This window comes from Mycolicibacterium fluoranthenivorans (assembly GCF_011758805.1).
Taxonomy (GTDB): Bacteria; Actinomycetota; Actinomycetes; order Mycobacteriales; family Mycobacteriaceae; genus Mycobacterium; species Mycobacterium fluoranthenivorans.
In genome coordinates this window covers 776783-792665 of sequence record NZ_JAANOW010000001.1, presented here as the reverse complement: position 1 = coordinate 792665, position 15883 = coordinate 776783, and the positions used below count along the sequence as shown (strand labels likewise).

Genomic DNA, 15883 nt, shown 5'->3' with positions numbered 1-15883 from the left:
GATAGCGCTGAAAGTCCCGCAATTGAGGACTTCTGGCCCTGCTGCGCGCCGTGCCGGCGGAGCAGGATCGAGAGATGCCGACGACACTGCTCCCTGTCACCGTCATCGAGGAGGCTGTCCGCCTTGCCTGCCGGGCCCCGTCGTATCACAACAGCCAGCCGTGGCGGTGGGTGGTCCAGTCCGGCACCGTGTCGCTGTTCATCGATCCCGACCACCTGGTCGCCTCCGATGCCGACGGCCGGCAGGCCCTGCTCAGCTGCGGCGTCGCCCTGGATCATTTCCGGGTGGCCATGGCGGCCGCAGGCTATGCCAGCCACGTCGATCGCTATCCCGACCCCGACGACCATCACCGCATCGCGGACATCCGCCTGAGCAGGCTGGCCGAGGTCACCGTCGCTCAGCGCCGGCGGGCCGACGCCATCTTGCACCGGCGCACCGACCGGTTGCCGTTCGCCGCACCGCCGGACTGGGATGCCTTCGAACCGACGTTGCGTACCGCCGTCGACAGCACGGCCAACCCCTCCGGGTGCGCCGTCGACGTGATCGACCCCGCCGACCGGGAGACCCTGGCCGAGGCCTCCCACCTCACCGACGCCCTGCGGCTCTACGATTCCGAATATCACCACGAGATCACCTGGTGGACTTCGCCGTACGAGGTCAACGACGGCATCCCCCACACCTCGCTGGTATCGGCGCAGGAGGCCGACCGCGTCGACGTCGGCCGGACCTTCCCCATCACGCACAATCGGGAACGCCGGCTCGACGTCGGCGAAGATCAGGCACGGCTGCTGGTCATCTCCGCTTCCGACGACACCCGAGAGGGTGTCCTCGCCGCCGGCGAGGCGCTGTCTGCGGTGCTGCTGGATGCCACCATGGCCGGGTTGTCGTCGTGCACGCTGAGCCATCTGACCGAGGTGCCCGCCAGCCGGGACATCGTCGCGGCCTTGGTCCATCGCGCTTCGCCGCAGGTGGTGGTGCGACTGGGCATTGCCCCTCCGCTGGAGGAAGTGCCGCCGCCGACGCCGCGCCGGCCGCTGCACGACGTGCTGCGTGTGGCGATCTGATCAACCCAGCCGCTTCGCTCGCCCCGAAGTACCATTCCCGTCGCTTCGCTCGCCCCGAAGTTTCATTCCCGTCGCTTCGCTCGCCCCGAAGCACCCATGCCGCCACTATGGTGACCACAGGGTCTCTCGCGAAAGGTCTGCCCATGGTCTCTGTATTTCTTGTCGACGACCACGAGGTGGTGCGGCGCGGACTGATCGACCTGCTGGACTCCGACCCCGAGCTCGACGTGATCGGCGAGGCGGGCTCGGTGTCCGAGGCCTTGGCACGTATCCCCGCGTTGCGTCCCGACGTCGCGGTCCTCGACGTCCGTCTGCCGGACGGCAACGGAATCGAACTGTGCCGAGAGCTGTTGTCCCAGCTGCCAGACCTCCGGTGCCTGATGCTCACCTCGTTCACCTCCGACGAGGCGATGCTGGACGCGATCCTGGCCGGCGCGAGCGGCTATGTGGTGAAGGACATCAAGGGGATGGAGCTCGCCCAGGCCATCAAGGAAGTCGGAGCCGGCCGTTCGCTGTTGGACAACCGGGCCGCCGCGGCACTGATGGCCAAGCTGCGCGGCTCGGCCGAACAGGCAGACCCGTTGTCCGGGCTCACCGATCAGGAACGGGTCCTGCTGGACCTGCTGGGCGAAGGGCTGACCAACAAGCAGATCGCGGCCCGAATGTTCTTGGCGGAGAAAACCGTGAAGAACTATGTGTCGCGGCTGCTCGCCAAACTCGGTATGCACCGGCGCACCCAGGCCGCGGTCTTCGTCTCAAAGTTGGATCGCCGGCCCACCCAGGGGCAATAGACTCCTGTCGTGGCCGGACCAGATGAGGGACACCATCGCCCCCTTCGCGAGACGCTGTCGCAGCTGCGGCTGCGCGAACTGCTGAACGAGGTACAGGATCGTGTCGAGCAGATCGTCGAGGGCCGAGATCGCCTGGACGGACTTGTCGACGCGATGCTGGCCGTGACATCCGGTCTGAAACTCGACGCCACCCTCACCACGATCGTGCACACCGCGATCGAACTGATCGACGCCCGCTACGGCGCACTGGGCGTTCGCGGCCACGGGCATGAACTGGTCGAGTTCATCTACGAAGGAATCGACGCCGACGCCAGCCGGCACATCGGAAAGCTGCCACAAGGCCTCGGGGTGCTCGGTGCGCTCATCGACGACCCGCGGCCGATCCGGTTGGACAACATTTGCGATCACCCTGCGTCCGTGGGATTTCCTGCGCACCATCCGCCCATGTCGACGTTTCTCGGGGTGCCGATCCGGATTCGGGACGAAGTGTTCGGAAATCTCTACCTCACAGAGAAGAACTCGGGACAGCCCTTCAGTGAGGACGATGAGGTACTCGCGCAAGCGCTGGCCGCCGCCGCCGGTATCGCCATCGACAATGCCCGGCTGTACGAGCAGTCCCAGCGACGGCAGGCCTGGATCGAGGCGACTCGCGATATCGCCACCGAACTCCTGTCCGGCACCGAACCCGCCGCCGTATTCCAGGTGATCGCCGAGCAGGCCCGCAGGCTCACCGAGTCGACGATCGCGGTCGTCGCGGTGCCCGCCGAGGAGGACGACGAAGACTCCGCGCGTGAGCTCGTCGTGGTCGAGGCCGCGAGCGCCGAACCGTTGGAGATCGCGGCCTTCGCGCCGATCCCGGTCGGTGCGGGAATCGTCGGCGAAGCCTACGCCCGGCGGGCTCCGGTGCGGACCGGCCATCTCGATCTTGCCGGTGCCGGCGGACCGGCGATGGTGCTTCCGCTTCGCACCACCGAAACCGTTGCGGGCGTGGTGATCACCCAGCGCAGCGCCGGGGACGCCCCGTTCAGCGAGGACGATCTGTCGATGGCTGCGGCCTTCACCGACCAGGCTGCGCTGGCCTGGCAGCTGGCCACCACCCAGCGGCGGATGCACGAACTCGACGTGCTCACCGACCGCGACCGTATCGCGCGCGACCTCCACGATCACGTCATCCAGCGGCTGTTCGCCGCGGGCCTGGCGCTGCAGGGCGCCGTTCCCCGTATCCGTCCGGCCGACGCCCAACGGCGCGTCGAGCAGTGCGTGGACGACCTGCAGGAAGTCATCTCCGAGATCCGCACCGCGATCTTCGATCTGCACAGCGGATCCGCCGGAAGCACTCGCCTGCGCCAGCGTATCGACGCCGCCCTGACCCAGTTCGCGACGGCCGGTGTCCGGACCTCGGCGAGCTACAGCGGTCCGCTGTCGGTGATCGAACCGACGATCGCCGACCACGCCGAGGCCGTGGCACGCGAGGCGGTCAGTAACGCGGTGCGGCACGGTCGCGCCACCGAGATCTCGGTCTCGGTGCGCGTCGATGACAATCTCACGATCGAAATCACGGACAACGGAACGGGTTTCAACGGACCGATCACCGAGAGCGGGCTGGCGAATCTGCGGATGCGCGCCGAGGAATGCGGCGGCACATTGTCGTTCGAGGAATCCCCGGGTGGCGGCATCGTCGTCGTGTGGCAGGTCCCGCTGCCCTGAGGCAGCCCGCCCCTCGCCGAACCGACACCCGCGACGCCTCGGGCAAGTCTCTATCCGGCGGCCTCGACGAGCACCGACCGCACGACTCGGTGCAGCTCCTGCCCCACCGTGTCCAGCGGTTGGGTAGTGCGTTCAGCCCGGCACATCGCCACCGCTCCCTCCACCGAGGCCACGATCAGTGTCGCGGTCCCCAACGCCTGGGTAGGTTCGACATCGCGCTCCCGCAACGCGCCGGCCAGGATCGATGTCCAATTCCCGAAGGCGAAGACCGCCGCGTCGCGCGCCACGGATTCCCCGTCCGCCGTTGCCTCAACCGCTACGCCGAGAACCACGCATCCCGCTTGGAAGTCACTGTCCACCAACTTCTTCCGCCACATCCCGAGAAACACATCCAGGCCTTCGGTCGGCCCAGCAGCCATCGCCGGAGCCAGCATGCGTGCGGTGAGGTCGTCGGCCCACCGGACCGCCTCGGCCGCCAGCTGCCCCTTCCCGCCCGGGAAATAGTGGTAGGTGGACCCCAGCGGGGCGCCGGTGTGTTTCGCCAATTCCCGCACGCTGGTGGCGTTCACCCCGCGGCGCCCGATCATGTCCGCCGCGCCCGCCACCATGCGCATCCGTGCATCCACTGCGCTGTCAGCCACGACACTCCTCGCTATAACGGTCGTCATAGCATAGTTCACGCTGCGGTTATCACAGTCGTCATAGAACCCCGGCGCGCCGCAACGCCCGAATAACGCAGCGCCTAACGGCGCCGGCCCAGGCGCTCGGCCGCGGCCCGCACCGCGTCGGTCACGGTGTCGACCACCGGGCTGTCCAGCTTCCAGCACTGCCAGTACAACGGCACATCGAGATGCACCTCGGCGATCCGGACGAACTCCGGTCCGATCAACTGTTCGGGATACATCCCCCAGCCCAGCCCCGCCTGTACCGCCGCCCGGAATCCCTCGGCCGTCGGGATGTAGTGCACCGGCCGACGCACCTCGCGGCGAAACACCTTGCGTATCAGGTTGTCCTGCAGGGCATCATCGCGATTCCAGGCCAGCGACGGAGCCTGGACGGCCGATTTTGCGGTGAATCCGTCGGGCAGGTGCCGGTCGATGTAGGCAGGGGTGGCCACCGGGATATAACGCATGACACCCAGCGGCCGCGTCCGGCAACCGGACACCGGCGCACGCTCGGTGGTGACGGCGCCCATCACCTCACCCTCGCGCAGCAGTCGCGCCGAATGGTCCTGGTCCTCGATCCTGATATCGAACAGAATGCCGGGCAGGCCGGCGAAGACATCGGTGAACCAGGTTGCCATGGAATCCGCGTTCACTGCGATGGCGACCCTGACGTGTTCCTGCGGTCCAGCACCCGTCTCGGCGAGTGCCTCGGCTTCCAGGAGCGCGGTCTGGGCGGCCAGGCGCAGCAAGGGGACGCCCGCCGATGTTGCACGGCAGGGCTTTTCGCGAACCACAAGCACCTGTCCCACCCGCTGTTCAAGGGCTTTGATGCGCTGGCTGACCGCGGAGGGGGTGACGTGCAGGCGGGTGGCCGCAGCATCGAAGCTGCCCAGCTCGATGACCGCCGCATAGGCTGCCAACTGCTGACCGTCCAGCCTCATGCCGCAATGCTAGTGCACAGGCCTTCCGCTAGTCCTTAAGAGCCACAACTGATCCGGAGTCCGATTCGTAGTGCGCCACCCGCGCGATCCAGGTCAGGATGACGTCGGACACCTGGTCCCACGGCGTCGCCCGGATGTGCGTTGTCGAGGTGAACGGCAACCCCACAGCGGTGGCCGTGCCGTTGGCGGTGGGGATATCGATCGTCTCACGCGGTGCTGGGTAATAACCCTCGCGGGTACCGGCGAACAGATCATTGATCCACCCGGTCGCGACCGTCTGCACTGCCGCCACATTCTCCGGCGCCGAGACCCCGGCGATCAGATATTCGGCGGCCTGGATGACGGGGTTGCCACCGTAGAGGCCGTCGATGTGGCGGCCACCGGTCAGCATCACCCCGTTGAACTGGCCCGGGCGGGCGTCTTCGAGTTCGTCGCCGACGGCGCCGAACATGTTCCACACGTATCTCTCCGACGAAATATCCATCACAGGGCGGTAATTGGCGCCGGTGAGGATGGACAGCGCGTGCGGTACCGTGCCGTTCATATCGACCGAGTCCAGCAGCACGATTCCGGTCAAGTCGGCGATCGCACCGTTTTCGGTCATCTCGGCCGCGGCGCCCATCACCAGGCTGCCGCCGGCGGAATGACCGACCAGGGCAAAGCGGGTGGGTAGGACGACATCGTGTCCCGCCGCAGCGGAGGCGCTGGCCGTCAGGGCATCGCGATTGCCGGCGAACAGATCCGCGACCGCCTGTTGCATCGGGGTGCCCGCCAGCCAGGCACCGTCGGACGCGAGGAAGTTCGAGGTGATCGTCGGCGCCACCACGACGCTGTGGGTCCGTTGCGCGAGGGCGGCAGCGGTGTGGCTGTACATCGAACCGACCGCACCGAATCCGTGCTGCAGGTAGATCAGGCGAGCGGGTGGTTCGTCGGTATCTGGGAAATACCAATCGGCGGTCACGGTACGCCCGCCGGCGACCGGGATACGCAGCGTCGACGTCCGCACGGTGACGTGGGCATCGGCAGGGAGCACGGGTGGTCCGGCGAAGAACTGGATGAGTCCCATGACGACGCTGAGGACCGCCGAACCGACAGTATCCAGCGGCGTCGCGCGGCGCGGCGCAGCAGCCTGCGCCAGCACCGTGTCGGCGGCACTCTCGGTGACCGCGGCGGTGCTCGTCGGCACCGTGGCCACCGCCGCGGGTTTCTGCACCACGGCCGCCGCCGCGGCGGCGGGCTTCTGTGGCGTCGGCCGGTCGTCGGGGTGGTCCTCTCGGCTGGCGGTGTCGCGCTGCACCTTGCCCACACTCCGGACCACACTCCGGCGCGCTGCCCTGGCCTTCTTCTTCGCGGTCCCGGAATTCTCGGCTTCCGGGGCCTGTTCGCCATCGTGCCCGGATGCCGCTCCGCGTGTCTCGCCGCCGCCGGCCGGTCGCGGGTGATGCTGTACGCCTTCATCCGACGTGGACGTCGGGCTGTCCTGCTGTCCCGCTGCGGCCGGCTTGTCGTTTCCCGCCGACGGCTCCGATCCGGGGTCGGCCGCGGCCGTGACCGCGCCGGCGAGCAGCGCGACCGTGAGTGCCGTCATCGCCGCCAGGGCGCCGAGCCATCGAATCAACCGGTCACGCATCCGAGCCTCCCGTTCGACACCGCGGCCGCAGCGTAATTAAACAAAGTCGACTATATGTCATTTAATTGTCGAGAGCTGCCCACGCGGCCGGAGTACCCTTTCGGTGTCACGACCAGCACGAAGGGCAGCACGAGTGGGCGAGGAGCCGGTACGCCGCCGCAGGGGCCGCCCCTCCGGCGGCGGGGCGGCCGCCGAAGACCAACGGGAGGCGTTCCTCGACGCGGCGGAGCAACTGTTCGTCAGCCGCGGCTACCGGGCCACCACCATCGAGGTGATCGCACGCGAGGCCGGGTACTCACGGGGCAGCGTGTACCGCCACTTCCCCACCCGGGACAGCCTGGTGGAGGCGCTGATCCAGCGGACCACACGTCGGCACATGCTCGGCATCCTCGACCGCCTGCCCAAGGACGCCAAACCACTCGACGTCATCACCGAGAGCCTGGTGATCGTCGCCAGCGAGCTCAATCGAGATCCCCTGGTGCGCTCGATCTCGGATCAGACGGACGAGCGCACCGTCGCGATGATGCTGGCCAACAACGCCGAACTGCACCGGTTGGTCGAGACATGGATGTCCGCGATGGTCGAAGCCGACGCCGGCGCGACGCTGCGGCCCGGGTTGCGCGCCAAGGACCTCGGCCTGTTCCTCATCGCCACCAGCATGAGCCTGCTGCTCGGCGTCATCCCCGGCTCCGAGGATCCCGCGACGACAAGGCGTTACCTCGACGTCTTCTTCCTGCCCGCCGTCGCGGCGCAGTTCCCGCCGGCATCACCGGTGTTCACCACCGGCGAGACAAGCGAGTGACGAGCCGGCCCGGCACCTTACTGTTGTTACAACGGTAAGTATTTTTGTAATATTGTCGGCATGGAGCACCCCGCGCCGACACCCTTCCTGGTCCAGCGCGGTGACGATCTGGTGCCCAACCCGATCGCCCACGGCGGATGGGGACCGACCCTGGGCGGTCAGGTGGTCGGCGGTCTCCTCGCCCGGGCCATCGAACGCCGCGTCACCGACGCCGAGTTGCTGCCCGCCCGGCTGACGGTCGAGATCCTGCGCAGGGTGGCCTCCGAACCCGTACGGGTCAGCGCCTCGGTGGTCCGGGCCGGCAGCCGTATGCAGTCGGTCGACGCCGCGATGACACAAGGAGGCGAGCTGGTCGCCCGCGCGTCGGCGCTCTATCTGCGCCGGGGCGCGCAGCCCGAGGGTGCGTTCTTCAGCACGGCGGTGACCCTTCCCCCGATCCCGAAGGAGCCCGCGCAGTTCGACGACACGGTGCCCATGTTCATCCGGACCTACGGGCCGACCCCCGATGACGATCGGCACGAATTCCCCTGGCAGCAGGCGGGCCCACGGTACGCCTGGGTACGCGAGATCCGTGACCTCGTCGACGGCGAGGAACTCACGCCGTTCATCCGGGCCGCCCTCGCCGTTGACATCACCAGTTCGATGACCAACTTCAGCACCGACGGTCTGGCGTTCATCAACGCCGACTACACCCTGGCGTTGAGTCGGCTACCCGACGGCCCCTACATCGGGCTGGCGGCGCTGACCCACAGCAGTGCTGACGGTATCGCCAGCGGATCCGCCGCCCTGTTCGACCGCCTCGGGCCGATAGGTACCGGATTGTCGTGTTCCATCGGGAATTTCAACTTCAACCCGAACGGCAACCACACACGTTGAACGCACACCGCTATTGTTCGTGACGTGTCAGACGACCTCTGGGAGAGCGCGACCCGGCATCCGTTCCTGGGTGCGGTGCGCGACGGCTCCATCACCGATGAGGCCTTCGATCGTTGGTTGTGCCAAGACGCCCTGTTCGTCGCCGACCTGCTCACGTTCCAGGCCCGGCTGCTGGCCCGTGCACCCCGCCCGGCCCAGTCGGTGCTCGCCGCGGGCTGTGTCGCGCTGGTGACGGAACTGGACTGGTTCGAGGCACAGGCGCGGCTGCGCGGTATCGCCCTGGACCAGCGACCACTACCCGCCACGCTGGCCTACCGGGAGCTACTGCGGGTCCTCGACGGCGAACCGTTCGACGCGGCGATCACCGCCCTGTGGGCGCTGGAGCGGGTGTACCTGCTCGCCTGGACCCACGCCCGATTGGATACCTCGCGGTTCCGTGAGTTCGTAGAGCATTGGAGCACAACGGAGTTCGCGTCTTACGTCGAAGAACTCGCCGCGTTGGCCACCCCCGACGGCAAGGACGCACTGATCGCCGAGGTGCTGTCCCACGAGGTCGACTTCTGGGAGATGGCCGGGGCATGACACTGTCCGCCCGGCTGTGGTCGGAGAACACCGACGTCACCGCCCAGGTCCTCGACCACCCGTTCGTACGCGGGATCGGCGACGGCTCGCTGCCGCGGGAACTCTTCGCCGGCTACGTCGCGCAGGACGCGTTCTTCCTCGAATCCTTCGCCCGCGCCTACGCTTTCGCGCTGGCGCGCAGTACCGACACCGCCACGCTGCTCACCCTGGCCGACCTGCTGGCAGGGGTCCGCGATGAACTCGGCCTGCACGCGTCCTACGCCGAGTCGTGGGGTATCGACATGTCCGGTGTCGCGCCATGGTCGGCGACCCTGGCCTACACCGAGTTCCTGCTGGCCACCGCCGCCATCCAGGGTCCTGCAGCCGTATACGCAGCGATGACACCGTGCATGCGGCTGTACGCATGGCTGGGACAGTCGCTGGACCCCGACACCGCCGGCCCCTATACCCAGTGGGTGCAGACCTACGCCGATCCCGGGTTCGAAGCGCTGGCCACCCAACTGGAGACGCTGCTCGACGAGCAACATGCCGACACCCCCGCCGTGCACGCCACCTACCGGCGCGCCATGCAGCTGGAGCTGGGATTCTTCGAGGCGGCGTTCACCGCCTAGTCCCGTGCCGGCGGGAACCCGCCGGTGGCCACCGGTCCCCAGCGCGTAGGAGTGATGCGCAGCAGGCACTTTCGCTGATCGACCATCGCCTGCCGGTACTCGTCCCAATCCGGGTGCTCACCGGCGACCGCGCGGAAGTAGTCGACCAGCGCCTCCACCGCCTCGGGCAGATCGATCCGTTCCGCATCACCGTCGACCTGTACGTACGGGCCGTTGAACTCATCGGACAACACCGTGACGCTGGCGCGCGGCGTCCGGCCGATGTTCACCGACTTGGCACGCTGCGGGTAACTCGCGATCACGATGCGTCCCTGCTCGTCCACGCCGCCGGTGACCGGCGAACTCTGCAGCGAGCCGTCCGCCCGGAAGGTGGTCAGCACCATACGGTGCCTCGGCCGCACGAACTCCAGCAGTTCGTCGAGGCTGACATCGTCTGCGGTGGCGTAGGTGCGCGGCATGTCCCAAGTCTATGAGCGGGACGTCTCCGCAGCCTTGTGCGAAGCGGCCTTCAACGCGATCTCGCATGCGAATGGTGACCGCGGGCGCGGCGTTCATGGTCGGGGAGCCAGGTGATCCACGTGCCCGTGCCGACCCTGACACCCTGGCCGACGAAGTTGCGTCACAAACCCGGGAATATCCGCACACCGATCGGTGTTGCGCAGCAGGTGACTGAGCATCCTGAACTGAGCCCCACCGACTGGGTTCGCAGCCAGACCGAGAAGATCCTGGAGACGGGTACCACCGAGGGCATCGAGATCCTCGATCGCCCGATCGTCCTGTTCACCACGACGGGGGCGAAGTCAGGCAAGAAGCGTTATGTCCCGTTGATGCGGGTCGAGGAGAACGGCAAGTACGCCATGGTGGCGTCCAAGGGCGGCGACCCGAACCACCCGTCCTGGTACCACAACGTGCTGGCTCATCCGCAGGTCACCGTGCAGGACGGCGACAAGGTCGTCGAACTCACCGCCCGCGAGATCGAGGGCGACGAACGCGCGCACTGGTGGGAACTGGCTGTCGCGGCCTACCCGCCGTACGCCGAATACCAGACCAAGACGACCCGGCAGATCCCGGTTTTCGTCGTCGAGTAGCCGCGGTGTGTGCCCGCCCGGCGGTATCCGCCGCCGGACGGGCACCCGCAACTCAGGTGAAGGCCCGGCTGTACTGCGGTGGATGCGCCAGCGCGACCCCAGCGTCATGCGCGGCGTCACGAACCCAGTTGGGATTGCGCAGCAGAGCGCGGGCGACGAAGACCGCGTCGGCCTCGCCGCCGGAGATGACGGCCTCGGCCTGGCCGGCCTCGGTGATCAGACCGACGGTCGCGGTGGGGATGTCCGCCTCGGCGCGGACCCGTTTGGCGAACGGAACCTGATAGCCGGGGGCCACCGGTATCTTGGCGTCGGGCACCGCCCCGCCGGTGGACACGTCGATGAGGTCCACTCCCGCATTCTTCAATCCGATGGTGAGCGCCACGGTGTCCGCCACGGTCCAGCCGGGGCGTGGATCGTCGGTATCGCCGGCGAGCCAGTCGGTGGCCGACACCCTGAAGAACAGCGGTAGGTGCTCCGGCCACGCGGCCCGCACCGCCGACGCAACCTCCAGAGCGAATCTCATCCGGTTGTCGAGCGACCCGCCGTAGCCGTCGGTGCGCATATTCGACTGTGGCGACAGGAACTGGTGGATGAGGTAGCCGTGGGCGCCGTGAATCTCGAGCACCCGGAATCCGGCCGCGGCGGCCCGGCGGGCCGCGGCAGCGAAGGACGCCACGATGCTCTCGATGTCGTGGCGGCTGAGTTCCTCCGGGGCAGGGAGACGGCCGAAAGGAATCGGACTGGGGCCCAGCGTCGTCCAGGACTGCGGGTCGCGGCTGTGATCCGGCCAGGGCCGACCGGTGGATCCCTTCCGGCCGGCGTGCACGATCTGGATTCCCGGAACCGCACCGAGCGTGGAGATGAAATCGGTCAGTCGCCGAAATCCCGGCACCTGAGCGTCATTCCACAATCCGAGGTCGTAGATGCTGCTGCGGCCGACGGGGTCCACGGCGGTGGCCTCGACCATCGCCAGGGCCACCCCGCCGATGACCCGCGCACCGAAGTGCTGCAGGTGCCAGTCCGTGGGTGCGCCGGCCTCCGGTCCGTCGACAACGGCGGAGAACTGCATCATCGGCGACATCCACGCCCGATGGGCGAACGTGACCTCGCGCAGGGTCAGCGGGGTGAACAGCGTCGACATCAGCTCAACCCCAGGAACGCGCGTGCCGCCCGAGTCAGCGCGTCCCGGTCGGGACCGTGTTTCACCGCGAACCGTACCGGATCCGCTTCGGCCATATCGAACGGATAGTCGCTGCCGCACACCACCTTGTCCACCCCGGCGATCTTGCAGAGCAGTTCGAGTTGGGGCGCGCCGTGGGTGACCGTGTCGAAATACAGATCGGCGAAGACCTCGGACGGCACTCGCGCGCACCCTCCTCTGGCGTCGGCGCGGGCACGCCAGCCATGGTCCCACCTGCCCAGCAATCCGGGGGCGCAGCCGCCGCCGTGCAGGAAGCAGATGCGCAGCGCGGGAAGCTCATCCTTCACACCGCTCAGGACCAGATTCGCGACCGCGGTGGCGGTTTCGACAGGATTGCCGATGAGATTGGCCAGGTAGTAGTCCGCCCACTCCGGACGCCCGATCTGCATGGGATGGACCAGTACGGCAAGGTCCAAGCGCGCAGCCTCGAAGACGATGTGCCGCAACGCGCCTCGGTGCAGGGACTCGCCCGCGACCACCGGCGGGATGGCCACCCCGACAATGCCCGCGGTATCGCGCAAGACCGTCAACTGGGCGGTGATCTCCTCGGAGGCGCCCAAGCTCACGACACCCAGGCCCAGCAGCTTTCCGTCGGTCCGGGACACGACATCGGCCAGGGCGGTGTTGAAAGCCCGGGCGTAGTCCGCGCCGCCCGGCTCGCCGCTGAGCGGGAACGCGAACGGGGGTGCGGAGAGCACCCGCACCGCAACCCCCGCACGGTCCATGTCCTCAATGATGGCCGCCTCATCGCTCATGGACTCGGTGGCGATGGACAGCGGCAGATCACCGAGAAACAGCTGGCCGTCCCTGTCGTGCATCGGCCCGTACGGCGCGCCGGGTGGCAGCCCGAACAGCGAACGAGGAAGCCAGTGGGCGTGGACGTCGATGACACCGCCCGGCTGAGCAACGGCCGTCATCGGGCGATGTCCAGCGCGGTGTTGTCGCTGTCCAGGTGCTCGACAGTGGTGAAGATCAACTCGGTGTCCCCGATGTTCTCGATGTCGTGGAGCAGGAATTCCCCCGGCCCGAAATGGAAGTGGCGGGTCTCCCCGGCATCGTAGGAGACCTCGCGCACCGTGCCGTCATGGGTGTGCTGGCGGCTGCTACCGGCGTTGATCGCGGTCCAGAAGTAGTCCAGGACATGCCGGTGGGCATGCCAGCGTTCCCCGGGCGCCAGCCGGATCTCCCAGACCCTGACGCGGGAATCCTCGCTCAGCAGCCGGGATCCGACGTTTCCGTCGAAGGCGTGCTCGGCGAACTCGGTCTTGAGCCAGTCCGGCCAGCTCTCGAAATCGGTGGCCACCAGTTCACCCGCGAGCGGCAGATCAGTCAGGTAGTTGTTGTCGGTCATTGTCGAGTTCCTCTCCTCGTGAAGGTGTTCAGTGCCCAGGCCCGTAGAGGCCGAAGCGCAGATCTGGATCCCCTGGCATCCAGGTGTTGTGGAACTGCGATCGCTCACCCATATCCACCACGCGGCGCAGGAGGGCGTCGCTGAGCTGCAGCTGCGCCGGCTCCCACTTGGACAGCGCGGAGGCGATGTCACCCGCGGAGGTCGACAGGGCGTCGGCCAAGGCCCACGCGTCGGCCGCGGCTTTGGCGGTTCCGGCCGCGGCGTGTGGCCGCGACGCACACGCGGCATCGCCGATCAGTGCGGCCCGGCCGAGCGCCATCCGCGTGGACCGCACGTCGGAAAGCACTTGAAGATAGGGCTGTGCGGTCTTCTCGACCACCTCGGCCACGGCGGGGGCCAACTGTGCGGCGGCGGCCTCGCGCAGTTCGGCGACGAAGCGATCCTGAACCTGCCCCGGATGCACGGACACCGACCCGGTGAATCCTCTTTTGTCGATCAGCAACTCACTGAGTTCGGGGCCGGCGGGCACATTGCGATACCAGACGTAGTTCATCAGGCGGTCGGCCTGGTCGAGACTCTCCTCCCCGGGAATCGGGTACATGGTGATGTGCGAGTTCGGGATCACGGTGTAGGTGATCGCATCACCCAGCACATCGCGGCTCTCGGCGGACAGGTTCGCCCATGCGACGGTGCCCCGCCAACCCACATAGCCGGCGTACGTCAGCGTGGCTTCGGGGTCGAAGTATTCGCGGGCCGGGGAGGTGATGCCGTCGGCGAAGACGACGAGGTCCGCTGTTGCGGTTCTGCCGCTGACGAATCGGACGGTCACGGTGTCGGCGTCCTGGCTGAAACCGCAGGCGAATTCGCCGTAGTGGTAGCGCTCGGTGCCGAAATCGGCGAGCAGGGCGCGGTAGAACGTACCCCAGGACGTGTAGGTCCACCGGGCGGGTTCGCGGTGCACGGTGGCTCCGCTGGGATCGAGATACTGCACGTAGGCGGTGGTGGTCTGGAGGTCGGCCAAATTCTGGGTGCTCCGTTCGGCGAACCAGCGCACGGTGTCCGGCTGCAGGACGATTCCGCTGCCGCGACCATCAAGCGGGATCGGGGTGCGCTCGTAGACGTCCACCTGGAAACCCAGGTCGCGCAACAGCAGCGCGGTGGTCAACCCTCCGATCGATCCCCCGACGACGATCGCCGAGGCGGTGGAGTATTCGGTCATGACGCGCTCTTTTCGCTCAGCGGGATGATGTGGTCAGCGGGGCCGTCGACGGGCATGGGCGTACCGCGCGTTTCACGCGCGAAGGCCAGGCCGATCACGGCGATCAGGCCGATCGCCGATACCGATGCCGTGGCGATGCCCAGGTTTCCGTCGAACCAGGATGCGGCGATCACCCCGGCTGTCAGGGGTCCCAGGGCGGTGACGTAGCGACCGACGCTGTTGCACACCGCCAGTGCGGTGGCTCGCACACTGGGCGGGAACAGTTCGGGCCCGTAGATGAAGGTGCCCGATAGCGCGCCGAACAATCCGAAACCCAGAAGCGGCATCGCGATCAACATCTCGGGATAACTGCGTTCGAACGGGAACGACCAGCCGATGGTGACCGCCGAGACCCCGAAACTGATGAGGAAGGCTCTTTTGCGGCCGATGGCGTCGGCGACGAAACCCCATGCGGCGTAACCGATGATGCCGCCCGCGTTGAACAGCATCGCGGCCACCGCGACCCGATGATCGGCCACCGTCCGGGCGAGGCCCTCGGCTGTGGTCATCTGCCTGATGATCTGCGGGTACCACGTCGACACACTCCAGAAGGCGATGAGCGCTCCGGTGGCCAGGGCGGTGCAGACCAGCATGGGATGCAGCAGCGGCGGGCTGAACAGCCGACCCAGCACGAACCGGTCCTGATCGTGGTGGTGGCCGAGCGCCTTTCGCTCCTTGCGTGCTTCCAGGTGCGCGCCGATCTCCGGCGGCTCTGGCACGTAGCGGCGGATGAACCAGACCACCAGGGCGGGGATACCGGCGAGCAGCATCATGGCGCGCCACCCGTGATCGCCCAGTAGTGCGTAGGCCGCGGCCGCCATGAAGAACCCGCCCGCATATCCGGCCATCATCACCCCGCCTGCGCGCGCCCGGAAGCGGTTGCGCCAGGTTTCGGCGATCAGCGCCGCACCCACCGGCGCCTCGACACCTGACCCGAGGCCGGCGATGAACCTCAGCAGGCCCAGCTGCCACCAGGTATCGGCGAAGACCGCCAGGGCACTGAACACCGCATAGGTGAGAATGCCGATCGAGAGCACCCGGGTGCGGCCGAAGTAGTCGGCGAGCATGCCGAACAGGATTCCGCCGGTGGCCCATCCGGCGAGGAACAGCGCGACGGTCATACCTCCGTAGAAGCCGATCGCCGCGCCGTCGACGCCGATACCGCTGTGCGGAAGCAGTTCGGTCATGGCGGGCCCGAGCACCAGGACGTAGAGACTGCCGGCGAAGCCGTCCAGACCCCAGCCCAAGGTGGTCCCTGCCAGCACGAGCCATTGCGTTCGGGTGATGTCGTGGTGCCAACGTCCTGCGGACATGGT

Annotated in this window: 17 protein-coding genes; 8 read left to right on the top strand and 9 right to left on the bottom strand. The window is 67.6% G+C overall.

Features of this window, described 5'->3' with window-relative positions; translation table 11 throughout:
* Positions 1–74 precede the first annotated feature (74 nt).
* From FHU31_RS03885 to FHU31_RS03875, 3 genes are all read left to right on the top strand, one after another.
* Positions 75–1064, top strand: coding sequence for an Acg family FMN-binding oxidoreductase (locus tag FHU31_RS03885; protein ID WP_167156070.1), 990 nt, complete (start codon positions 75–77; stop codon positions 1062–1064).
* Between the two features lie 143 nt (positions 1065–1207).
* Entirely contained in the window at positions 1208–1855 is a 648-nt protein-coding gene (gene dosR / locus FHU31_RS03880; RefSeq protein ID WP_090358425.1) for a hypoxia response regulator transcription factor DosR/DevR, read from the top strand.
* A 9-nt stretch (positions 1856–1864) separates the two neighbouring features.
* Positions 1865–3562 carry a GAF domain-containing sensor histidine kinase gene (locus FHU31_RS03875; protein WP_167156068.1) on the top strand — a complete coding sequence of 566 codons (1698 nt, stop codon included), beginning with the start codon at positions 1865–1867 and terminating at the stop codon, positions 3560–3562.
* A 50-nt stretch (positions 3563–3612) separates the two neighbouring features.
* On the opposite strand, the gene FHU31_RS03870 is transcribed toward FHU31_RS03875, so the two are convergent.
* From FHU31_RS03870 to FHU31_RS03860, 3 genes are all read right to left on the bottom strand, one after another.
* Positions 3613–4203, bottom strand: a complete 591-nt coding sequence (locus tag FHU31_RS03870; RefSeq protein ID WP_308206719.1) for a TetR/AcrR family transcriptional regulator — start codon at positions 4201–4203, stop codon at positions 3613–3615.
* A gap of 101 nt (positions 4204–4304) precedes the next feature.
* The gene (locus FHU31_RS03865) at positions 4305–5168 is read right to left on the bottom strand and encodes a LysR family transcriptional regulator ArgP (protein WP_167156067.1); all 864 of its coding nucleotides are present in this window, start codon (positions 5166–5168) and stop codon (positions 4305–4307) included.
* 28 nt (positions 5169–5196) lie between these two features.
* Positions 5197–6798, bottom strand: coding sequence for an alpha/beta hydrolase family protein (locus FHU31_RS03860; protein WP_167156065.1), 1602 nt, complete (start codon positions 6796–6798; stop codon positions 5197–5199).
* A gap of 133 nt (positions 6799–6931) precedes the next feature.
* On the opposite strand from FHU31_RS03860, the gene FHU31_RS03855 reads away from it, so the two are divergent.
* The 4 genes from FHU31_RS03855 to FHU31_RS03840 are packed head-to-tail and all read left to right on the top strand — an operon-like array spanning position 6932 to position 9669.
* Entirely contained in the window at positions 6932–7600 is a 669-nt protein-coding gene (locus tag FHU31_RS03855; RefSeq protein ID WP_167156063.1) for a TetR/AcrR family transcriptional regulator, read from the top strand.
* A gap of 60 nt (positions 7601–7660) precedes the next feature.
* Complete coding sequence (locus FHU31_RS03850; protein ID WP_167156061.1) at positions 7661–8476, top strand: thioesterase family protein; 816 nt, start codon at positions 7661–7663, stop codon at positions 8474–8476.
* A gap of 24 nt (positions 8477–8500) precedes the next feature.
* On the top strand, positions 8501–9058 hold the full coding sequence (locus tag FHU31_RS03845) for a TenA family protein (RefSeq protein ID WP_167156060.1): 558 nt from the start codon (positions 8501–8503) through the stop codon (positions 9056–9058).
* Complete coding sequence (locus FHU31_RS03840; protein ID WP_167156058.1) at positions 9055–9669, top strand: TenA family protein; 615 nt, start codon at positions 9055–9057, stop codon at positions 9667–9669. The genes FHU31_RS03845 and FHU31_RS03840 overlap by 4 nt, the downstream gene beginning before the upstream one ends.
* Here FHU31_RS03840 and FHU31_RS03835 read toward each other — a convergent pair.
* Positions 9666–10127, bottom strand: a complete 462-nt coding sequence (locus FHU31_RS03835) for a PPOX class F420-dependent oxidoreductase (protein ID WP_167156056.1) — start codon at positions 10125–10127, stop codon at positions 9666–9668. The two genes, FHU31_RS03840 and FHU31_RS03835, sit on opposite strands and share 4 nt — an antisense overlap.
* A 207-nt stretch (positions 10128–10334) precedes the next feature.
* Between FHU31_RS03835 and FHU31_RS03830 the strand changes: the two genes are divergently transcribed.
* Positions 10335–10757, top strand: coding sequence for a nitroreductase family deazaflavin-dependent oxidoreductase (locus tag FHU31_RS03830; protein ID WP_090358975.1), 423 nt, complete (start codon positions 10335–10337; stop codon positions 10755–10757).
* Between the two features lie 52 nt (positions 10758–10809).
* On the opposite strand, the gene FHU31_RS03825 is transcribed toward FHU31_RS03830, so the two are convergent.
* The 5 genes from FHU31_RS03825 to FHU31_RS03805 are packed head-to-tail and all read right to left on the bottom strand — an operon-like array spanning position 10810 to position 15880.
* Positions 10810–11898, bottom strand: a complete 1089-nt coding sequence (locus tag FHU31_RS03825; protein WP_167156054.1) for an NADH:flavin oxidoreductase/NADH oxidase — start codon at positions 11896–11898, stop codon at positions 10810–10812.
* Positions 11898–12875 carry an amidohydrolase family protein gene (locus tag FHU31_RS03820; protein ID WP_167156052.1) on the bottom strand — a complete coding sequence of 326 codons (978 nt, stop codon included), beginning with the start codon at positions 12873–12875 and terminating at the stop codon, positions 11898–11900. Before FHU31_RS03820 ends, FHU31_RS03825 begins: the two co-directional genes overlap by 1 nt.
* Positions 12872–13309, bottom strand: a complete 438-nt coding sequence (locus FHU31_RS03815; protein WP_167156050.1) for a cupin domain-containing protein — start codon at positions 13307–13309, stop codon at positions 12872–12874. The genes FHU31_RS03820 and FHU31_RS03815 overlap by 4 nt, the downstream gene beginning before the upstream one ends.
* Before the next feature lie 28 nt (positions 13310–13337).
* On the bottom strand, positions 13338–14528 hold the full coding sequence (locus tag FHU31_RS03810) for an FAD binding domain-containing protein (RefSeq protein ID WP_167156049.1): 1191 nt from the start codon (positions 14526–14528) through the stop codon (positions 13338–13340).
* On the bottom strand, positions 14525–15880 hold the full coding sequence (locus FHU31_RS03805) for an MFS transporter (protein ID WP_167156047.1): 1356 nt from the start codon (positions 15878–15880) through the stop codon (positions 14525–14527). Before FHU31_RS03805 ends, FHU31_RS03810 begins: the two co-directional genes overlap by 4 nt.
* Positions 15881–15883: the final 3 nt, after the last annotated feature.

Excerpts from the sequence above, each read along its gene's own strand:
- FHU31_RS03840 (WP_167156058.1), top strand. The coding sequence starts at position 9,055 with ATGACACTGTCCGCCCGGCTGTGGTCGGAGAACACCGACGTCACCGCC.
- dosR (WP_090358425.1), top strand. The coding sequence starts at position 1,208 with ATGGTCTCTGTATTTCTTGTCGACGACCACGAGGTGGTGCGGCGCGGA.
- FHU31_RS03865 (WP_167156067.1), bottom strand. The coding sequence starts at position 5,168 with ATGAGGCTGGACGGTCAGCAGTTGGCAGCCTATGCGGCGGTCATCGAG.
- FHU31_RS03810 (WP_167156049.1), bottom strand. The coding sequence starts at position 14,528 with ATGACCGAATACTCCACCGCCTCGGCGATCGTCGTCGGGGGATCGATC.
- FHU31_RS03820 (WP_167156052.1), bottom strand. The coding sequence starts at position 12,875 with ATGACGGCCGTTGCTCAGCCGGGCGGTGTCATCGACGTCCACGCCCAC.
- FHU31_RS03805 (WP_167156047.1), bottom strand. The coding sequence starts at position 15,880 with ATGTCCGCAGGACGTTGGCACCACGACATCACCCGAACGCAATGGCTC.
- FHU31_RS03815 (WP_167156050.1), bottom strand. The coding sequence starts at position 13,309 with ATGACCGACAACAACTACCTGACTGATCTGCCGCTCGCGGGTGAACTG.
- FHU31_RS03885 (WP_167156070.1), top strand. The coding sequence starts at position 75 with ATGCCGACGACACTGCTCCCTGTCACCGTCATCGAGGAGGCTGTCCGC.
- FHU31_RS03860 (WP_167156065.1), bottom strand. The coding sequence starts at position 6,798 with ATGCGTGACCGGTTGATTCGATGGCTCGGCGCCCTGGCGGCGATGACG.
- FHU31_RS03835 (WP_167156056.1), bottom strand. The coding sequence starts at position 10,127 with ATGCCGCGCACCTACGCCACCGCAGACGATGTCAGCCTCGACGAACTG.
- FHU31_RS03850 (WP_167156061.1), top strand. The coding sequence starts at position 7,661 with ATGGAGCACCCCGCGCCGACACCCTTCCTGGTCCAGCGCGGTGACGAT.
- FHU31_RS03825 (WP_167156054.1), bottom strand. The coding sequence starts at position 11,898 with ATGTCGACGCTGTTCACCCCGCTGACCCTGCGCGAGGTCACGTTCGCC.